19 protein-coding genes are annotated in these 19,907 nt (G+C 48.1%); 10 read left to right on the plus strand and 9 right to left on the minus strand.

Going from position 1 to position 19,907, the window contains the following annotated elements; all coding sequences use genetic code 11:
• Positions 1 to 2: 2 nt before the first annotated feature.
• A complete protein-coding gene (gene bioD / locus ACMUEV_RS21695; RefSeq protein ID WP_017287149.1) occupies positions 3 to 689 on the minus strand; it encodes a dethiobiotin synthase in 687 nt (228 codons plus the stop codon).
• Between the two features lie 6 nt (positions 690 to 695).
• Positions 696 to 2,552 (minus strand): serine/threonine-protein kinase, encoded by a 1,857-nt coding sequence (locus ACMUEV_RS21700; RefSeq protein WP_190647668.1) that lies wholly within the window; start codon positions 2,550 to 2,552, stop codon positions 696 to 698.
• 149 nt (positions 2,553 to 2,701) lie between these two features.
• Here ACMUEV_RS21700 and ACMUEV_RS21705 point away from each other — a divergent pair, with 149 nt between their 5' ends.
• The 3 genes from ACMUEV_RS21705 to ACMUEV_RS21715 all read left to right on the plus strand — a co-directional run bounded on the left by ACMUEV_RS21705 (position 2,702) and on the right by ACMUEV_RS21715 (position 6,306).
• A complete protein-coding gene (locus ACMUEV_RS21705; RefSeq protein WP_017287147.1) occupies positions 2,702 to 3,928 on the plus strand; it encodes an FIST signal transduction protein in 1,227 nt (408 codons plus the stop codon).
• Positions 3,929 to 3,993: 65 nt separating this feature from the next.
• The gene (locus ACMUEV_RS21710) at positions 3,994 to 5,487 is read left to right on the plus strand and encodes a sensor histidine kinase (RefSeq protein ID WP_190647666.1); all 1,494 of its coding nucleotides are present in this window, start codon (positions 3,994 to 3,996) and stop codon (positions 5,485 to 5,487) included.
• A 36-nt stretch (positions 5,488 to 5,523) separates the two neighbouring features.
• Complete coding sequence (locus tag ACMUEV_RS21715; protein ID WP_242044230.1) at positions 5,524 to 6,306, plus strand: MOSC domain-containing protein; 783 nt, start codon at positions 5,524 to 5,526, stop codon at positions 6,304 to 6,306.
• Here the strand turns inward: ACMUEV_RS21715 and ACMUEV_RS21720 are convergent.
• The 3 genes from ACMUEV_RS21720 to ACMUEV_RS21730 form a co-directional block, all read right to left on the minus strand.
• Complete coding sequence (locus ACMUEV_RS21720) at positions 6,286 to 7,104, minus strand: nuclear transport factor 2 family protein (protein WP_190647662.1); 819 nt, start codon at positions 7,102 to 7,104, stop codon at positions 6,286 to 6,288. The two genes, ACMUEV_RS21715 and ACMUEV_RS21720, sit on opposite strands and share 21 nt — an antisense overlap.
• 199 nt (positions 7,105 to 7,303) lie before the next feature.
• Positions 7,304 to 7,894, minus strand: coding sequence for a Uma2 family endonuclease (locus ACMUEV_RS21725; RefSeq protein WP_190647791.1), 591 nt, complete (start codon positions 7,892 to 7,894; stop codon positions 7,304 to 7,306).
• A gap of 51 nt (positions 7,895 to 7,945) precedes the next feature.
• Positions 7,946 to 9,601 (minus strand): ABC1 kinase family protein, encoded by a 1,656-nt coding sequence (locus ACMUEV_RS21730; RefSeq protein WP_190647660.1) that lies wholly within the window; start codon positions 9,599 to 9,601, stop codon positions 7,946 to 7,948.
• A gap of 230 nt (positions 9,602 to 9,831) precedes the next feature.
• On the opposite strand from ACMUEV_RS21730, the gene ACMUEV_RS21735 reads away from it, so the two are divergent.
• Complete coding sequence (locus ACMUEV_RS21735) at positions 9,832 to 10,311, plus strand: hypothetical protein (protein ID WP_017287137.1); 480 nt, start codon at positions 9,832 to 9,834, stop codon at positions 10,309 to 10,311.
• 154 nt (positions 10,312 to 10,465) lie between these two features.
• The gene (locus tag ACMUEV_RS21740) at positions 10,466 to 11,791 is read left to right on the plus strand and encodes a PQQ-dependent sugar dehydrogenase (RefSeq protein WP_190647659.1); all 1,326 of its coding nucleotides are present in this window, start codon (positions 10,466 to 10,468) and stop codon (positions 11,789 to 11,791) included.
• An 86-nt stretch (positions 11,792 to 11,877) separates the two neighbouring features.
• Here ACMUEV_RS21740 and ACMUEV_RS21745 read toward each other — a convergent pair whose 3' ends face one another.
• Positions 11,878 to 12,258: a hypothetical protein gene (locus ACMUEV_RS21745; protein ID WP_190647658.1), complete on the minus strand. Its 381-nt coding sequence runs from the start codon at positions 12,256 to 12,258 to the stop codon at positions 11,878 to 11,880.
• Between the two features lie 156 nt (positions 12,259 to 12,414).
• On the opposite strand from ACMUEV_RS21745, the gene ACMUEV_RS21750 reads away from it, so the two are divergent.
• Positions 12,415 to 13,083 (plus strand): SDR family oxidoreductase, encoded by a 669-nt coding sequence (locus ACMUEV_RS21750; protein WP_190647657.1) that lies wholly within the window; start codon positions 12,415 to 12,417, stop codon positions 13,081 to 13,083.
• Here the strand turns inward: ACMUEV_RS21750 and ACMUEV_RS21755 are convergent.
• Entirely contained in the window at positions 13,073 to 13,501 is a 429-nt protein-coding gene (locus ACMUEV_RS21755) for a hypothetical protein (protein ID WP_017287133.1), read from the minus strand. The two genes, ACMUEV_RS21750 and ACMUEV_RS21755, sit on opposite strands and share 11 nt — an antisense overlap.
• Positions 13,502 to 13,588: 87 nt before the next feature.
• Here ACMUEV_RS21755 and petN point away from each other — a divergent pair, with 87 nt between their 5' ends.
• Together petN and ACMUEV_RS21765 are read left to right on the plus strand one after the other, a co-directional pair.
• Positions 13,589 to 13,678: a cytochrome b6-f complex subunit PetN gene (gene petN, locus ACMUEV_RS21760; RefSeq protein WP_071596148.1), complete on the plus strand. Its 90-nt coding sequence runs from the start codon at positions 13,589 to 13,591 to the stop codon at positions 13,676 to 13,678.
• A gap of 67 nt (positions 13,679 to 13,745) precedes the next feature.
• Positions 13,746 to 13,895, plus strand: coding sequence for a hypothetical protein (locus ACMUEV_RS21765; RefSeq protein ID WP_190647656.1), 150 nt, complete (start codon positions 13,746 to 13,748; stop codon positions 13,893 to 13,895).
• 149 nt (positions 13,896 to 14,044) lie between these two features.
• Here ACMUEV_RS21765 and ACMUEV_RS21770 read toward each other — a convergent pair whose 3' ends face one another.
• Together ACMUEV_RS21770 and ACMUEV_RS21775 are read right to left on the minus strand one after the other, a co-directional pair.
• The gene (locus tag ACMUEV_RS21770) at positions 14,045 to 15,451 is read right to left on the minus strand and encodes an ammonium transporter (RefSeq protein WP_017287131.1); all 1,407 of its coding nucleotides are present in this window, start codon (positions 15,449 to 15,451) and stop codon (positions 14,045 to 14,047) included.
• 335 nt (positions 15,452 to 15,786) lie between these two features.
• On the minus strand, positions 15,787 to 17,355 hold the full coding sequence (locus tag ACMUEV_RS21775; protein WP_190647655.1) for an ammonium transporter: 1,569 nt from the start codon (positions 17,353 to 17,355) through the stop codon (positions 15,787 to 15,789).
• Between the two features lie 579 nt (positions 17,356 to 17,934).
• Between ACMUEV_RS21775 and smpB the strand changes: the two genes are divergently transcribed.
• Both smpB and ACMUEV_RS21785 read left to right on the plus strand, forming a co-directional pair.
• The gene (gene smpB, locus ACMUEV_RS21780; RefSeq protein ID WP_017287129.1) at positions 17,935 to 18,405 is read left to right on the plus strand and encodes an SsrA-binding protein SmpB; all 471 of its coding nucleotides are present in this window, start codon (positions 17,935 to 17,937) and stop codon (positions 18,403 to 18,405) included.
• Between the two features lie 75 nt (positions 18,406 to 18,480).
• Entirely contained in the window at positions 18,481 to 19,893 is a 1,413-nt protein-coding gene (locus ACMUEV_RS21785; protein ID WP_017287128.1) for a tetratricopeptide repeat protein, read from the plus strand.
• Positions 19,894 to 19,907 lie beyond the last annotated feature (14 nt).

The raw sequence follows: 19,907 nt of genomic DNA on the forward strand, positions 1-19,907 counted from the left end.
TACTAAAGCGCTTCCGGTATCAATCGCTCCAAATCCAAATCTGCTGCAATCTGAGCTAGCTTCTCAACATCGGTTGGATCAGCTAAATGCGGAATCAACCCCAGCACAGGCAATCCTGTTAATCGCTGAATCAAGCTCACCGATGCCCAATTCTCGATTTCTTCGATCGAAGTCGATCGAATACAGTTGAGCACAATTCCGCGCAGATGCACCTTCATTTGACGCGCCAAAGCCACATTCGCCACCGCTTGCCCGATCGCTCCCAACTTCACCGGAACAACCAGCACCGCAGGTAAATGCCAATCCCACGCCCAATCTGCCACAGTTGTACTGTGCGTCACGGGCGAACCTAATCCACCCAACGCTTCAACCAGGACAAAATCTCGCTGACTTCGCAACGTCTCAAACGCCTGCCAAACTGGCTCAAGCTGAACCTGCCTGCCTTCTAGATCCGCCGCGATCGGAGGGGCAAGCGGCGCTGTAAAATGCAGCGGATTCAGCAATTCTGGTGGCTGATCTAACTGAAATAACTGACCATACGTTTCGCGATCGCCGATTCCCGTCTGCAAAGGTTTCATCACGCCGAGCGATCGCGATCGACAATACTTTTGCCAATATGCAATTAAAGCAGTCGTCAGTACTGTTTTCCCGGCATCCGTATCGGTTCCGGTGATCAAGAGTGCATTCACAATTCGTTATCCTTGGACATCAACAGTCAGCGTGAACTCCGCTGGAGCATCACTCGTCACATCAACTTGATAGCTTCCGCCTTTCGGTACAATCGCACTCCATCGCTGTAAATTCGTTGCATCTTCAACCGGGCTACCATCTGGATACCGTACCGTAAATCGTGTCCCCGGAGTAAGGGTCAAGGCTAAAGATTGCTTAGCACGAACATTGATGAGATAGCGACGAGTCGTGAGGGCATCGACTCTTTCACTCACCTTCGTTCCAGTCTGACCTTGTGGAATTTCAATCACGGCTTCCACAATGCTTGGACTTGCCGTTGGAGAGGGAGACGGTGAAGGGCTAGGGGCTGGCGTTTGCAGATTGACGTTGAGCTTGAAATCGCTCTTAGGAATCCCTTTTACGGTTCTCAATTGAATGATGTAATCCCCCGTAAACGGGAGTTCTCCTGCCCAATTCGAGACGCGATTTGATGCACTATCGACTGGATCGCGATTCGGGGCTAAAACGCTTAATAGCACACCTTCTCCACCGCCCAAACTTGCATTCAACTGCTGCCCTTGATTAGCGGGAACAATAAAATTGAGAGTCTCATTCGATTTTAATGTTCCACTGCGAGTCGCTGCACCTTGAACAAAATCAAGTCGCTGACTATACGTGACCGGATCAGGACTCGGAGTTGTAGTCGGAGAAGGTTTTGGAGTCGCAGTTTTAGTTGGACTTGGAGACGGAGTCGTTGCGGTAGGAGTCGGAGACGCGATCGGGGCAGGAGTCATCAAAGCACGGGTGATAGTCCAAGCTCCCAGTCCTGTCAGCAGCACTAGCCCAGTTCCGATCGCAAGCACTGCCCACGGATCATCCCAAAGCGAACTTCTCGACGGAATCGAAGGATCATTGCGATTTTGCAAACTCGTCGGCGCAACCGTCGTACTATCGCGCCGACCCACTGCCAAGGTTTCTGCTCTAGAGACATTTGTCGGTGGCTGCGCCTGAGTGGGCGGAGGGGTCGCTGGCAGCGGAGCCATCGTTGCCGGACTTTGTAGAACTTGCAAGACTTCGGTTGCAGATTGATAGCGATCGCTGACTCGATAACTCAGCATTCGATTCAGCACCTGTCCAAACGTTGGCTCTAAATTGACGAATCGCTGCCAACGCCAAGTCATCGTATTTTCGTCGAAGAGATCCTGCGGTTCGCGTCCCGTGAGTAAAACAACAGCGGTGACTGCCAACGCATATAAATCGCTATTCGGGTAGGCTCGACCCGTCTGCATTTGTTCGGTCGGAGCATAGCCGAGCTTGCCAACCGTCGTATGCTGTTTGACCGTATCTTGTGCCTGAATGCGAGTCGCAAGATCTTTGACCACGCCAAAATCGATCAAGACGGGCAGCTTATCGTGATCACGCAGAATGATATTGTCCGGAGCAATATCTCGGTGAATAATCCCTTTGCCGTGAATATATGCCAACACAGGTAAAACCTGCTTCACAAGCTGCGTGACTTCTGCTTCTGAAAAAACATACCCGCGCGATTTGCGTTCATCTAACAGCGATCGATAGGTTTGCCCTTCGACATAATCTTGCACAATAAAAAATCGCTGATCCTGCTCAAACGTCGCACGAAACTGCGGAATCTGAGGATGCTGAATTTGGTAAAGCGTTTGGGCTTCGCGCTGAAATAATTCTTTGGATTTCTCTAGCGCGTAAGGATTATCTTGAGGCGGCGTTAATTCTTTAATCGCACAAGCTTCGTTAAATCGTCCTTGATCTTCGGCAAGATAGGTACGACCAAACCCTCCCTGTCCCAACACGCTGAGAATCCGATAGCGACTTTGTAAAACAGTAGCTGGGGGAATAGGTGGCTGCATGGTCGATTCCGATACGCACAAGGATAAAGGGCAATTCTATAGAACCGGAGTTCCAAGTATTTACTTATAGCGTATAGCAGCCATTTTGGGTTAGCGGTGAAATATGAAGCTGAGTTTCGTTTTTTGTTTGTAGAAAGAGACGATCGGGCATGTTAGAAACTGAAGTTTTTCAACACTCTGCAATGGGAACTCAAGCTGGAGTTGGAATGAGTCATCTTCGCAATGTGACTCAAGCAGCAAAAGAGGCTGTTCAAAAAGCGATGACTGCTGCGAATATCACACAGCCAGATTTCGTTTTTCTCTTCGCCTCGCTTGGATATCACCAACAGAAATTAGTACAAGTCGTGCGGCAAGAGACAGGCAATTGCCCGCTGGCAGGATGCTCTGGGCAAGGCGTGATTGTCCAGAATGAAGCCGATGAATCGAATTTTTCAGTTGCCGTGATGGTGATCCAGTCCGATGAACTCCGCTTTACGAATCGCTACGCCGTCGGACTCAAAGAGCAGCCAACCGAAACAGGTCAAACGATCGCCAGTAAATTGCTGATGGATTTTAGCGAACAAGCTCAAGCCATGTTTCTCTTCACCGATGGCATTACGGTGAACTTCGATCGCTTGATGACCGGGATTGAATCAGAATTTGCTCAGCAGGGTTACACTGTTCCGCCGATTTTAGGAGGCGCAGCGGGCAGCGATATCGAAATGAAAGCAACCTATCAGTATTGTGATGATCAAGTCATTTCAGATGGTGTAGTTGCCACGTTGCTCTCTGGAGATTGCCAAGTGATTTGGGCACTCAATCATGGCTGTGTTCCGATCGGTCAAGAGCGAAAAATTACCCGCGCCCAAGGCAATAAGATTTTTGAAATTGATCATCAGCCTGTGTTTGAGGTGCTGCGTGAGTATCTCACAGAAGAAGAAATTCAAGCCTGGGATCGCACAATCGTTGCCTTCTGTTTCGGGTTAAAAGCTCCGAATTATGCTCAAGATCACGATGAGTTTGTGATTCGCTACTTGCCGAGCAAAGACGATGTTGCCGGATCTGTAACGCTGCAAACTGACGTTGTAGAAGGAAGTAGTATTTGGATTACTCGCCGCGATCCGGAGAAGATTGCTCAAGGCATTGATACGATCGCCGAACACTTAAACACTCAACTGCAAGCCCAATCCGCGAAGTTGATTTTCCAATTCGACTGTTATGGACGTGGAAAATCTGTGCTGGGGGAATTAGAAAAACAACGGCTTGAGCAGAAACTCCAGCAACAGGTCGGCACTTCTCTCCCTTGGATTGGGCTATATACGCATGGTGAGATCGCTCCGATCAAAGGCAGAAACGGATTTCACAATTACACATTAGTCTTAGCTGCCATTTACTAGACGATCGATCACTAGATGGTCTGCTCAAGAACGGCTTTGAAACTTGCTCTATATCCCAAACTGCTATGGTTCCTGCCACGTCTCTCGATGCTGAAATTGCCCATCTGCGCGCTGAAAATCAACGGCTCTCCGAACAGGTCAAACGTCTCGTGCGTGCAGAGCGCCGGATGATCGAATCTCAAGATCGACTCGATGGGCAAATCAGCCTCTACCGTCAACTCAATGAAATTGGGAAACGGGTGAGCCAGTCTTTTTCAATTAGCGGAATTTTGCAGGAAACTCTCCAGTTTATTGTTTACGATCGCAATTTTCAGCGCTGTTTAATTTTGCAGCGTCAGCATGAGCAATTTCAGTTGGTGCAACACGAAGGCTATTACGAAGACGATAACATCGTCGATTCGCTGGCGCTAGATTTGCACCACCCTGCTTTTCAAGCATTTGTCTCGAATCAGCTGATCGGTCTGATCGACAGTCCGAATCCAGCGATTCAAGATCTGGGCGATCGCATTGGCATGGATGAGTTTATCGGCTTTATGATCGCAGAGTCTGAGTTCTTAATTTTACTAGGAAATGCCCGGGAGCGCGCCAAATATCATCACCGGATTCAAAGCGATGACGATGCAATTTTAGGCTTGATCAATTTGATGCAGACAATCCAATCTGCTATTAGTCAAGCGAATCTCTATACTCAGATTCGCGATCGCGCCGAGGCTCTAGAACAGACTCTACAAGAACTCCAGCACACCCAAAGCCAACTGATCCAAAGCGAAAAAATGTCGAGCTTGGGACAGTTAGTTGCTGGCGTTGCGCATGAAATTAACAACCCCGTTAGTTTCATTTATGGCAATATTTCGCATGCCAGTGCGTACGCAGCCGATCTGATTGAATTGGTCAAACTCTATCGCAAGGCTACCGATGCTGAATTGATTCAAGAGAAAGAAGAGGAGATTGATTTAGAGTTTCTGATGGAAGACTTGCCGAAGTTGCTCACATCAATGACGATTGGAGCCGATCGGATTAGAGAAATTGTCGCTTCGTTGAAGATTTTTTCTCGCATGGATGAGCCAGACTGTAAAGCTGTCGATCTTCAGGCTGGGATCGACAGTACATTGATGATTTTGAAACATCGACTCAAAGCAACTCCAGATCGAAAAGCCATCACTATTGTCACAAACTACGCCGATTTGCCTTTGATCGAATGTTTTGCAGGGCAACTCAATCAGGTGTTCATGAATCTTTTGAGTAATGCGATCGATGCTTTAGAAGAGTTGTGTGAGCAAGATTCTAGCTTTTCACCTCGCATCGAAATTACTACAGAGATGATCGAGAGTACGGTGAGAATTTGCATCCATGACAATGGTTCTGGAATTCCAGAATCGATTCAGTCTAAACTATTCGATCCGTTCTTTACAACCAAACCTGTCGGAAAAGGGACAGGCTTGGGGCTTTCGATTAGTCACCAGATTGTCACAGAGCGGCATCACGGCAGTTTGGAGTGTATTTCTAATCCGATTCACGGAACAGAATTTATCATTACGATTCCAGTCAAGCCAGCTTAAATCTTGGCAAACTGGATGCAGTATTTTACGAATCCTATGCCGAAGCTGACCCATCTCCTGATTTATCCGATCAAATCTCTCGATGGCATCGCTGTAGATCACGCCAAGATTCTGCCCGGTGGCGCATTAGAGCACGATCGAGAATTTTGTATCGTTGATCGTGCCAATAAAATCGTGAATGGCAAACGAACTGCGGCAATTCATCAGATTCGATCGACGTTTGATCTCAAAGCCCGGATTGTCACGCTTGCGATTCAGAACGAGCAACCTGTCAGTTTCCATCTCGACCACGGTCGCAGGGGGATTGAAGGCTGGTTGAGCGATTATTTTGGCTTTGCGGTGACGTTGAAACAAGATCTCACGACCGGATTTCCCGATGATCCCGTTTCACCTGGACCGACTCTGATCAGCACAGCTACATTGGAACGCGCCGCATCATGGTTTGCAGATATCACAGTTGAGGAAATGCGATCGCGACTCCGCACCAATTTAGAACTCGGGGATGTCGCCGCTTTTTGGGAAGAGCGCTTGTATTCAGCCGATGAAACGCCTGTCCGATTTCAAATCGGGGAGGTCGAGCTACAAGGCATCAATCCCTGTCAACGCTGCATTGTTCCCACTCGGGATGCACGTTCAGGCGAAGCTTATCCTCAGTTTCAGAAGACGTTTATGCTTCAGCGCCGAGCAGAATTTCCCGCTTGGGCAGATGAGACTCGATTTACTCATTACTACCGCATGGCAATCAATACAAGAATTGCGCCAACTGAAGCGGGGAAAATTCTAAGAATTGGGGATATCTTATCTTGCGGGTCGAGTTGATCCGGCAACGACATTCAATCGTTGTGTCACCATTGTCATTCCACCATGCCGTACCAAAACGGCTGAAATCCACTGCGCGCCAGCTTGATTCGGGGCTTTGCCAATCTTAAACAGTCCACCCGAATTCAGCACATCCAGATCAGCCGTTGCAGGCTTCAGATACCCTGCCGAATTCACCGCTTCTTGCACGACTGTACCTAGCAGTAGGTCGTTTTCGAGGGGTTCTTGGACGATCGCATCAAAGCTAAATTCTTGTCCTACCCGCACCTGGTCAGGCAGATTAATATTGACGGAAGGTGGCTTATCTCCGGTTGTAATGAGATTTTTCTCAGATAGAATTTCTTGTTTGACGATTTTTTGATTCTGAAATTGCTGCCGCGATCGCAAGGTTGCATCCAGTTTCACTTGCTGTCCGTTTTGCGCTTGCGTTCCAGTAATCCGAGTGACCGTTTCTGCTTGAAACCCATTACTACTCGGTTGCCAAGACTGCAATTCGGTCTTGTACGTTAAGTTGGAATACTGCTTCCAAAGTTGTGTCAAAGATTGCTCTAAGCTCTGACGATTTAGCCCGTCGGAATGCGTAAAGTTTGGGCTATAAAACTGAAGTACGGCTTGTGCATTTCTGCTATTTGCAGCGGCATCAATTTTTGATAAAACTTGTTTGAGTTCTGCGGGCGCGGTTTCGGGAGTGGCAGCCGTGGCTCGATCGCTGAGTTGAGCGCTGGCGATCGTCAAACTCAATCCGAGAAAAAATAGGATTTGCCAAGACCGAAGACGCAATAGGGCAGAAAGTCTCATAGATTACTCTCAAAGGCAATGGAAAAGCTTCTAATCACTATACACGCGATGTCGAAAATCATCTGGATCTAGGGTGATAAGAATCATTTTGGTCGCGATCGCGCTGCGATGCTGAGCGATTTTTTCTAGATGAAGAAGCGTTTAGTTTTGAGGATTGCTTATTGGCTCAGCGATCGCAAACGGCTTGAAGGAGTTTGCATCAATCCTCTACAAATCGATCGATCTGCAACATAAACCCTGGTAAAACAGCTTCCCCAGAAAATTGCGTCGGCAGCGATCGCACTTCTCTCAGTTGTCCTTGACGATAGATTTCAATTTCTTGATTCTGAGGATTCACCATCAAACCCAACTGAACACCACTCGTCATATACTCCTGCATCTTTTCCTGCAATGTCTCCAAACTGTCAGTTCGCGATCGCAGTTCCAAGACAAAATCAGGTGCAATTGGAGGAAATTTCTGACGCTGTTCAGCAGTCAGAGTTTGCCAGCGCGATCGCTCAACCCACGCCGCATCAGGAGAGCGATCGCCCCCTCCCGGCAGCTTAAACATCGTTGAAGAACTGAACACTTCTCCGAGTCCAGTTTGACGATTCCAAATGATCAAGTCAGCAATATAGCTCGCTTCTCGTCTTCCGCTATCACCGCCAACTGGAGACGTAAGAATCAAAGCTGCTTTCGCATCTCGTTCGATCGTTAAGTCAGGATTGCTCATACAAAGGAGATAAAACTGCTCATCTGTAAAGTGAACCTGGCTCATGTCAATTTTGAGAGGAAGCGTCAGCGAAGCCATCATGTCGTTGCCAACAACTTTGGACATGCTTTGAATATAATCCAGATCTTTTTATCGCAATGGACCCGATCGCAGAATACTAATAATCAACCAAAGCCCCAAGAAACTCGCGGCTGCAAACAAGACATCACTCACCCAATAGACTTGACTCGACTGCGTATTCGCAGAAATGATCGCTGCACCCATAATCAATGAGCCAACGACAATACTAAAAGACACCCGATTCGCAGCAGAATCGACCGTGCGTCGCATTGGTTCTGCTTCTCGAATCGAAAAATTCCACTGCAAGGTTTCAGACGTGACGCGATCGAGCAATAACTCAACCTGCCGCGGAGATTGCAATGAGAGATTTTTCACATCCAACACCGTTCGCAACAAAGCAATTAACGGCGCTTCTCCAACAATCTGACGCTGAAACACTTCCGTCATCATTGGGCGAATTTTATTGGGAATGTTGAAATTCGGGTCGAGCGATCGAGCAATGCCTTCTAAGTTCGCGATCGCTTTCGCACATAGCCCCAAATTGCCGGGAACTCGCACCTTATTGTCTCGAACAATTTGCAGCACTTCGTAAACGAGCTTACTAAAGTTGACCTGCGAGATATTCAGACTATAGTACCGACGCAGTAACCGATCGAACTCGGTTTCGAGCTTGACTCGATTGATCGGTTGAATCGGGGGCGCAAGTTGCAGTACGAGTTGAGTACATCGTTGGGCATCCAGATTGACGATCGCAAGTACCAATTCCAAAATCAACTGCTGTGTTCTTGGATCGAGTCGTCCAACCATGCCGCAATCGAGCAATGCTACCCGCCCATCCTTGAGATAGAACACATTCCCAGGATGCGGATCAGCGTGGAAGAAGCCATCTAAGCAAATTTGCTGGAAGAACGCTCTGAGGAGTAACGTTGAAATTTCTTCTCGTCGCTGGAGATCGACGACACCTTCAGCAGCACTGATGGGCGGAAATGCAGAGAGTACCGCCACACCATCTAGCCATTCCATCGCAACGAGTTTATCAGTTGTATATTCCCAATAAATCTGAGGAACTACAAGCTGAGAGGCATCAAACCAGCGAGTCCCGCTCAAATTCTGCCTCAGTTGATCGGTATATCGAGCTTCTTGAGTAAAATCGAGCTCGTTTCGTAGCGCTTCCGCGAATTCTTCAGCGATCGCCACAATATCGTAGTACTGTCCAAAATCCGTCTGAGCAACCAGTCTTGCCATCAAACGAATCAGCGCAATATCTTGTTCTACAACCGCCGAGAGTCCCGGACGTTGAACTTTGAGCGCAACGGCTCGACCATCTTTGAGAATAGCGTAATGCGTTTGAGCGATCGAACCCGCTGCAACGGGCGTGTAGTTCACCGAGGCAAAGACTTCTTCTAGGGGCTGACTAAATTGTTTTCGCAGCACGACTTCAATTTCTGACCAATCCACCGGAGGAACTTCTGCTTGCAGCGTGGACAGAGCATCAATATATTCAGCAGGCAAGAGATCAGGACGAGTACTCAGCAGTTGCCCGAGCTTCACATACACGGGCCCCAAATCGACCAAAATATTGCGAAGCACAGCCGGAGGCGGTAATTTTGGCTCGTCAACTTTTCCCCCGGTCAAGAGCCGCCGCATAAAATCCCATCCGTTCCGAAGCACTACTTCTAAGATTTCACCTTGGCGCGAACTGGTTTGGACAAGTCTGGAAAACATAGAAGCAATTCCAAAAGTTAATGCAAAACGGCATCAGAACAGTGACTTAAAACTAACGTAGATCTCCACCGTTCAGCCATCCTCTTCCGGGGGAAAACTGAGGAGCGAAATCCGCCAATCGAATGATCGGCAACCCGATAGCCCCGATTGCAAGAAAAACAGTTAGGCTATGAATACTGTGATTGAAGTTGCCTCGCCCTTCAATTTTTTAAGCTTTTTCGGAGGCGCGCATGAATCGATTTTGGAGTGTTGCAAGCAAAGTTGCTGGAAGCCTATTTCTCTGCGGAGGTGGCGTGATCTCGATCGCGCTTTCTCTGTCGATTTTGGCATTCCAACCTCCAACCTGGGCATTTACAATTCTCTTGATTCTGCTGGTATTTTTTGGGCTGACTCCCAGTGCGATCGGAGGACTTTTACTCTATGCCAGTTCTAAAGCGCATCGCCATGCCATTCGCGATCGCTTTTTCCAACTGTTGCGGATCAAGCAGGGCAGGATTTCACTGCTCGATTTCTCCAGAGCCACCCGCCTCGAACCGGAAATTGCGCGCCGACATCTCGATCTTTGGGCACGCGAATACGACGCGAATTTTGAAGTGAGCGATGCAGGCGAAGTGTACTACGTGTTCTCAACCGAGCAATTGCATTTGCCGGAGAGCCAGCCGTTTGAAGTAATTCGTCAAGTCGTGCGCGATACCTGGCGATCGCTGTAACTCCTAGCTCTCAAAATATTCAGACTTCAGTTCCCGAACTCATAAAATTGATCCGGTCAGCGTTAGCGCTTCCTGATAGTGAGCCTCTCGGAAGGTGTTAAATTCGATTTCTATCTGTACTCTAGAAATCAAGTTGCACTGTCCCGACGCTTCCATGTCTAACCGTTTTCCTCAGATCGCTTCGCTGTTTTTTGCGATCGCTGCCTTGAGTTCCTGTAATTCATCGAATCCGAATGTCGAGCGCGATCGAGAACCCCAAGTTGCCCAAGCTTCATCTTCTAGTGCTCCAATTCGGACAGAAATTCTGAACCCCCAACCGATCCGAATTGATGTCGATCAACTTCCTCAACCCAACGCCACACAAAGCGCCTCAAAACCACCTGAAGTTGTTCCAATTCCTGAAAATCCAGTCTTACGGGTTCCTGTTGGCTTTACTGTCAATGTGTTTGCGGAAGGACTTGATCGACCGCGTTGGCTCGCCCTGACTCCAAACGGCGATGTTCTCGTCACCGAAACCCGTCGCAATCGAATTCTGCTGCTACGAGATGCCAATAAGGATGGCGTTGCAGAAGTCCGCAAAACCTTTGCAACTGAAGAAAACGGGCTAAATTTACCGTTTGGAATGGCATTTGCCGAAGATGCGTTTTTTGTCGGCAATACTGATTCAGTCCTGAGATTTTCTGTGGCAAACGATCGCGTTCAAGGTCGGGGCACGAAGATCACAGAATTACCTGGACAAGGCTATAACCAACATTGGACGCGCAACGTGGTCACTTCTCCAGATGGGCAAAAGCTTTATGTCTCCATCGGATCGCGATCGAACGCTGATGAAGAACCGCTCCCGCGTGCCTCAATTCAAGTCATGAATTTAGATGGCAGCGATCGTCAAACCTTCGCTTCTGGGCTGCGTAATCCCGTCGGTCTAGATTTCAATCCGGCAACCGGAGCACTCTTTGCAACGGTCAACGAACGGGATCAAATCGGAGATGGCTTAGTGCCAGATTATCTGACGCAAGTACAAGCAGGCGAATTTTATGGATGGCCCTATGCCTATCTCGCACCCAATCGCCTCGACCCGCGCCATCTCAAGGACGGAAAAAGCAGCCGCCCCGACCTCGTTGCGAAAACTCGTACGCCAGATGTTTTATTTGAAGCGCATTCGGCAGCATTAGGATTGCGATTCTATACGGGCAATACATTTCCCGATCGCTATCGAAACGGCGCATTTGTCGCCTTCCGAGGGTCTTGGAATCGCTCTCAGGGAACCGGATATAAGATTGTCTTCGTGCCGTTTAATGAAGGGCAATCGCAAGGGCAATACGAAGATTTTGTAACAGGGTTTCTCCTTGACCCCAGCATTCCAACAACTTGGGGTAGACCTGTCGGCTTACTCGTACTTAATGATGGCAGTCTGATTTTCACGGACGAAGCCAATAACAGAATCTACCGCGTTCAGTACGCTCAAAAACAAGTGCAGTAGAAAGATAAAAAATGTGTCTCGGCTTCGCTGAATGCTCGATTCTAGAGTTTTCGCAGGGTGAGCGAAGCTGAAACCGATTCTCTGGATTAATCTTCAACAACTTGAGCCGCAACTTCAACGGCTTCTACATCGATCGTGCCGGAAGGAGTCATGCGCTTAAATTTCCCATGCTCAACGAGTAACGGCTCTCCACAGCTAGAACATTGCATCTGAGCCTGATTAAATCCAGTCAACTCGGTTCCACACACCGGACAAGCCGACTGGACAATATTCTTTCTCACCCACCACTGGAACACAAAAATCCCGACAATCGGCGCAAGAATCAACAGCCCCACTACAAAGAAAAACGATTTCACCAACCAGCCCAACCCGACGGCACTCAGCAGTAACGCAAATCCCACGATCGTTAAAATGCGACCAAATCCATTTAGACCGAGTTGTAAGTTATAAAGTTGATTCTGGTTCACGGTGATTTCCTCTGTCTATGCTTCCTCTATTGGAACAGAATTCTTGATAATCTTAGGGACGGCTTTCTCGACTTCAGTGAGGTCTGGTATCCGTATACTTTGGGTTATGCAGGCTTACTCTTAAGCATAAATGATCTCTCTAGAAGGCTAATTAAAATGCTGGAAAGCTTAACGCCCTTTGAAACCGTTCTCGTTGCAGGTGCAAGTCGAGGAGTCGGACGCGAAATTGCTCGAATCTTACAGCCGAATTTTACGGTCAAAGCATTATTGCGATCGAATACTGCTGTTACTGAACTCGAAGTTTTAGGCATTCAACCGATCAGGGGCGATGCAATGATTCCAGAACAGTTAGATCTCTCTGGAATCGATGCAGTCATTAGCACGATCGGCGGTCTTCCCGGCGATATCAAACGCGCTGATGATGAAGGCAATCGCAATTTAATTGATGCAGCACGCAAAGCAGGCGTGAAAAAATTCGTCTTAGTCACCTCGATCGGGTGCGGCGATAGTGTGGTTGCCTTACCGCCTCGTGCTCTCGAAGCGCTAGGAGCGGTTCTCGCAGACAAAGAAAAAGCGGAACAACATCTGATCGACAGCGGGCTGACCTATACGATCGTGCGTCCGGGCGGTCTCAAGTCCGAACCCGCAACCGGAACCGGATTTCTCACCGAAGATCCCAAAATCTCTGGCTCAATTCACCGTGCCGATGTCGCAGATCTCGTGTGCAAATGCTTAATCAGCGATCGCGCCAATCAAAAAATTCTCTCGGCGCTCGATCGCAATCAGATGTTTAGTGCAACTGAAATTGTAGAATTTATCCCTTAAATCGCTGAATCCAGCCAAGGGACATCCCCCAATCAAGCACCAGTCTGGCGATCGCAAACAACAAAACACTTTCAACTGCGTAGCTGACAATGGGGATGACTGCACTTTGATTTGCAATTCCCATTTCCACCTGCGCCAACCCTCGCACTAATCCAAACGCCAGCACCGCCCCAGATTTGAGGTGAGAATTCTCATCTTCACGAATGATGTAGCGGTAAGTCACCCCAAATAAGAACCCTGCAAACAGCGCGATCGCGCCGCTAATCCAGTAGTTCATCGAAACACTGGGATAGCGGCTGACCAAAAAATCATTCAATAACGCAATCAACGGAAAAATCAACGCAACCGAACCTGCCGAAAGCAATCCTGCCTTCAACGACTCGACTCGTTCTTCCCAGCTCAGCTTTAAGTGTTGCATGTCAATCTCTAGATCCCAGTTCCCCAGTCGCTAGCCCGTTTTGCCTTATTATTAGATTTATCATCCTTTGTACCGCCCGTTTTTATCATGGATATTTTGTCACTTGGTTGGGTCGCGCTTTTATCCGTTTTTACCTTCTCGATCGCAATGGTCGTTTGGGGACGCAATGGCTTCTAATGCCTAGTTTCCAGCCCGTGGTCAACACGCTGCGGGCACTGAAAATCTAGAACTTTGAGATCCGATCGTGGAATTTACAGTTTTTAACACACTGGTGCTTGTCGCGTTTGGTCTTCTCATAGCCATCACTGGTGGCGTTGGCTATATCACCATTGCAGATTGGCGCGATCGTCGCCGTCGCGAACAAGAGAAAAAACCAACGAGCAAACGACGCTAACACACCCTCAATTGACTTCAAAGCTCCCAAATCGGGGACAGAGAGGACAAAAGCTGCACACTAGCAAAGCGAGTTGCTACCGCATATCAAAAGGCTCTAGGATTTCAACTCCTAGAGCCTTTTAAGTAAATCATCCCTGTAACCGCATCTTATTCAACTCGAGTCATCATGAACCCTGCGGTAACCTCTTCACCGTAGCCTTCTTCACCATGCTCATGAATATCTACACCCTGAAACTCAGCATCTGGGTGGACTCGCAATCCACCAAAGACTGCGCTCAGGACTTTCAGAATCACGATCGTTCCTAGCGCTGCCAAGACATAAGTGATGGCTACCGCTTCAATCTGCGTCAACACCTGGGTTGCATTCCCTGCCAGCAACCCATCTGCACCAGCCGAGTTGACTGCTTTAGTCGCAAAAATACCAGTTAAGATCGCACCAATTGTTCCACCCACACCATGCACTGGGAATGTATCCAGCGAATCATCAAACTGGAGCTTCGCTTTCAAACTCACAGCAAAGAAGCAAGCCGTTGCAGTGATTGCCCCAATCAGCAAAGCTGCAATGGGAGTCACAAATCCCGCAGCCGGAGTAATTCCAACTAATCCAGCAACTGCGCCTGTTGCAATCCCAACGGCGGTCGGCTTGCCACGTAAGATCCATTCCAAAATCACCCAGACTAAACCTGCTGCTGAGGCAGAAGTTGTCGTTGCCACGAATGCAACTGTCGCTAATGAGCCAGAGGCTAAAGCACTGCCGCCATTAAAGCCAAACCACCCAAACCACAGCAATCCAGCTCCTAACAAAATGTAAGGAACGTTATGCGGTGCAGCAGGCTGATTGGGGTAAGTTTTGCGCGGACCTAAGACCCAAGCTGCAACCAGTGCTGACACACCAGAACTGATGTGAACAACGGTTCCGCCTGCAAAGTCCAAAGCACCCAAGCCACCATATAAGCCCAAAAATCCGCCTTTCGCCCAAACCATGTGAGCGAAAATCGGATACAAAATTCCAGACCATAACACAATGAACCAGAAATAAGCTTTGAAGCTAATCCGTTCAACGATCGCACCCGAAATCAAAGCAGGCGTGATAATGGCGAACATCGCCTGATAAATCATGAACGTTTGGTGCGGGATCGTTCCGGCATAGGAAACAACCGCATCGGGCTGGCTGCCCGCTAGATATCCTGTCGTTTCTAGACCCACACCGTTCAAGAACAACCACTGTAGCCCGCCGATAAACGGAGTTCCAGGTGCAAACGAAAGACTATAACCCCACAGAATCCAACTGGTTCCAACAATACCCATGAGAATAAAGCTCATCATCATGGTATTGAGAACATTCCGAGACCGAACAAAACCGCCATAGAAAAACGCTAAACCCGGAGTCATCAGCAGCACGAGGGCAGCCGAAATCAACATAAAGGCTGTATCAGCTTGGCTAGCTGCCTGATCGGCGGCAGCTTTTGCAGCTTCAGCCGTCACAGGCTCAGCAAGAGCAGTACCCATCAACGGAATACTAAACAGCGCGATCGTGGTGAGCGCTGTCCACATGATTTTTTTCAACACTGGCTTCAAACCTTCAACGCCAATAAAGAACTCATCTTCAGACTTCCGTTAGGCTGTAGATACAGAAACCATTGGAAATCCGAATGATTGCTATTGGATTGCACCAAAATTGAAAGGCTCATTCTGTAATTGAAATTACACTTTTGCGATCGAGAAAGCCTTAATCCCAGCAGACCCTAAGTTTCATCACTAGGGAGGATGTTTCTTAAAAGATTATGTGAATTCCTAATAGATTCATCGGACTTAACAAAGTGCAAAAAGAGCGCTCTCCAAATTGGAGAGCGCTCTTCGCAGAATCTTAGATTAGACCTTTCAAGTCATTAATACTTGGTCGGTTCAGATGAACTGCTGGGGTAGTTACTAGAAGAGCCAAAAGCACTTTCCTTAGCAAATCCTGCATAAGCTTCCATACCGTGCTCGCTGATATCCAAACCTTCCAGTTCTTCTTCAGAGGTCACCCGGATACCCAAAGTAGACTTCAGCAAAATCCAGAAGATGCTGGAAACCAAGACTGTAAAGCCGCCTACTGATAAGACTCCAACCAGCTGATACCAAAACTGCTCAATACCGCCACCAAACAGCAATCCAGCTTTGGGAGCAGGAGTTGCACCAAAAGCATCAGCTTGGCTGAATAATCCGAGCGCCAGCGTTCCCCAGACACCGTTCACTAAGTGAACTGCGATCGCACCTACTGGGTCATCGATTTTCAACTTATCAAAGAACCCAACGGCGAAGACAACTAAAATACCGCCAATCGCACCGATGATCGCAGAAGAAGGAACGCTAATCCAAGCACAGGGTGCTGTAACAGCGACCAATCCAGCCAGCAGACCATTGATGGTCATCGTCAAGTCAGGCTTGCCTAAAATTGCCCATGCAACTACCGTTGCCGCGATCGCACCAAATGCGCCACCTGTGTTCGTCGTCAAAGCAATATGAGCAATCAAAGAACCATTCCCAACGCTCATCGTTGAGCCGGGGTTAAATCCGAACCAACCCAACCAGAGAATCAAAGCACCCAAGGTTGCAATACTGAGATTGTGAGGCGGAATCGCATTTGCAGAACCATCTGCATTGTATTTACCAATTCTTGCACCGAGGAAAGAAGCGCCCATCAGAGCCGCCCAACCCCCAACTGCGTGTACGACCGTCGAACCTGCAAAATCGTAGAATCCGAGAGTTGCTAGCCAGCCACCGCCCCAGATCCAGTGACCTGTAATGGGGTAAGCAATCCCAACCAACAGTAAGCTAAACAGCAAGAAGTCGATGAATTTGATCCGCTCAGCAACAGCACCCGACACGATCGTCGCTGCTGTTCCAGCAAACACCAACTGGAAGAAGAACTTCGCAGCCAGAGGAACGCCTGCCCAGCTAATGGCTTTGAAGATTCCTTGGTAAGCGTCACCTGTTACTGGGCTGCTGTCTGTACCCGTTAAGAAAAATCCGCCGCTTGCGCCAATCCAGCCGTTTCCGTTACTGAACATCAAGCCAAACCCGATCGCCCAAAATGCCACTGTAGACAGCGCAAAGACAATCAAGTTTTTCGCAAGCACGTTTACCGCATTTTTCTGTCGGCACATGCCAGTTTCGAGCATACAGAAGCCCGCATTCATGAAGAACACTAGGCATCCTGCAATCATTACCCACATGGTATCTAGACCAATTTTTAGGTCTGCGGTTGCAGTCGCAACACTTTCAACAGTAGGTGGGGTTTGGGCAACAGCCGCATAGCTCCAAAGTCCAACGATCGCGACTGTGATCGGAATTGACATTTGCCAACCGAGAGACAACTTGCTCACTGTTCTGAGCAGTGCTTCCCAGGATTTAAGCAAGGCAGGCTTCCGCTTGCGAACTTGCGATTTTTGCTTCAACGATGCTCTTAACACCATGACACGAAATTCCTAATGTAAATAAACCAATGCGAAATTGACCTGCTGGCATGAGAGCGTTACACCATTCCAGCAAGTAAAAGTTGTCTTGCAGTCGGGCAATGCAATTCCTGAATCCCGAAACCCTCCACTACTTGGCAATCAGTGCCGCGATCGAGGACGAGTTAGGTCTCTATGATTCAGCTGCCACAAGGTCGGTACGTCGTTTGAGGTACTGAAATATACGACGAAGTGGGGGCATGTCACATAGCTAAAGAAACAGAATCTTTAGATGAGATGAAGTCAAATTTCGTTGATTGAGTCATGTGATTCTGTATCTCAGATTACAAATGCTCAATTCTAGAGAGAGATTCCCAGAGAAAAATAGGGAGATTGATTATTTCTTAATTCAACATCGATTTTTATCTATGAATAAAAGATCTCATTCAAACTAAGATTTGCTTTTTTCGAGACTATCTTATATAGTACTTGTGTATTAATTTCGTCTCCTTGAGTAATTCGCCTTTTTACCTGACCGTTGCGTGAGGAAGGGGGCGATTTTTTTCGCTACAAGCCCCCTAACTGAGCTAAAGTGATGCTATGAGCGAGAAAAGTAGCGACGGATTCAAAATTGTTAGCGATAATCGTCAGGCGAGGTTTCAGTACGAGATTCTGGAGACCTACGAGACGGGAATCGAGCTTGCGGGAACCGAGGTGAAGTCCATTCGCGCCGGTCGAGTGAACTTACGCGACGGTTTCGCGCTCGTTCGCAATCAAGAAGTTTTTCTCCACAATGTCCATATTTCGCCACATAAAACTGCAAGTCAGGTCTTTAATCACGATCCAACCCGAACTCGGAAGCTCCTCCTCAGACGCGATGAAATTCGCAAACTTGTGGGCAAAGTTGAGCAGCAAGGGCTGACCCTTGTACCGTTGAAGATGTATTTGAAGCGAGGCTGGGTCAAGGTAGATTTGGCGTTAGTGCGCGGCAAAAAGTTGTACGACAAACGCGAAGATTCAAAACGCCGGGATGATCAACGAGATATGCAGCGAGCCATGAAAAATCGTTAGGAGTGATCGATTCTTTCTTGAACGCAGAAAAATCGAATCGGGAATAATAGCCGTACTACCATTCTGGCTGCGTTTATGCTACCGTCTCCTGACTCGCACTCTTCTCTAGATGCTTCAGTCTTAACTTGGCTGGAGCGAGGAGATGAATTGTTTCAACTTCAGCGCTACCGAGAAGCGATCGCTGCTTATGATAAAGCGATCGAATTTCAGGCAGGCTACACCGCTTGGTTCAGGCGGGGAATTGCCTGTGAAAATTTGCAGCGATTTGATGAAGCACTCGTTTGCTACAAAAAAGTGATTGAGCTGCAGCCAGATGATTATTTAGCATGGTTTAAGCAGGGTGCCGCTTGTGAAAATCTCAACCAGCCAAAAGAAGCATTAGCTTGCTATGAAAAAGTGATTCAGCTGCAGCCAGAAAACTATTGGGCTTGGCACGATAAGGGAAAAGTCCTAGAAACTCTGAAACGCTTTGAAGAAGCAGTAGCAGCCTACGATCGAGCAGTTCAATTGAAGCCCAATTTTCAATTGGCGGTCGAGAGTCGGCGGCGGATTTTGGTGCAGCTTCAGCGCGTTGATTCTCTCTACGATCTGCCGTTCGATGAGCCAGCGGCCAATAGCGCATCCGAGATTGCAGAACATTCCTCGGATTGCCTCACGCAAGGAATGGCGCTGGAAACACAAGGGCAATTTGAAGCAGCGCTTGCTGCTTACGATCAAGCAGTCGCTTTGCAACCGAACGACCATCTCGCTTGGTTTAAGCGAGGCAATGTTTTACAGCATTTACAGCGGTTTGAAGAAGCGATCGTTAGCTACAACAAAGTGGTTGAACTTCAGCCTGAGAATTATTGGGGATGGCACGATCGCGCAAAAGCGCTAGAAGCCACGGCTCAATATGAAGAAGCCTTATTTTCTTATATCCGAGCGATTCAGCTGCGGGGAGATTGGCAAGCTGCGATCGCAGGTCGTCAAAGAGTTTTAGATCGATTGAATTCAGGAGATCAGCCTGAGCAGCCAGCCCAACCCGCCAATGATTACGGAACTTGGTTCCAGAAAGGTCAGATTCTAGAAAAGCTTCAACATCATGCAGAAGCAGCGGTTGCTTTCAATAAGGCAGTGCGCTTGAATCCAAAAGACCCAGAAGTTTTGCGCTGGCGAGGCAATGTCCTTTATGCGTTATCGCGATATGAAGAAGCGATCGCGTCTTATGACCAAGCGATCCAGCTTCAGCCAGAGAATGCCGACTTATGGTGCTGTTCTGCAAGTTCGTTAATTAAACTGCGCCGATTTCGAGAAGCGATCGCGTGTTTTGACAAAGCTCTACAACTTCAACCTTCGCATCACGGGGCTTGGTACTGGCGGGGGCGAGTCATGGCAGAGCTAAAACGGTTTCGGGATGCGTTGTATTCCTATAATCAGGCAATTAAGTACAATCCAAATTTTCGGCCTGCCATTCGCGATCGAGCGAAATTGCAGAAGGAATTCAACTAAACCTCAGTACAAAT

Source organism: Leptolyngbya sp. FACHB-1624 (assembly GCF_047649235.1).
In the GTDB taxonomy this organism is placed as follows: Bacteria; Cyanobacteriota; Cyanobacteriia; order Leptolyngbyales; family Leptolyngbyaceae; genus Leptolyngbya; species Leptolyngbya boryana.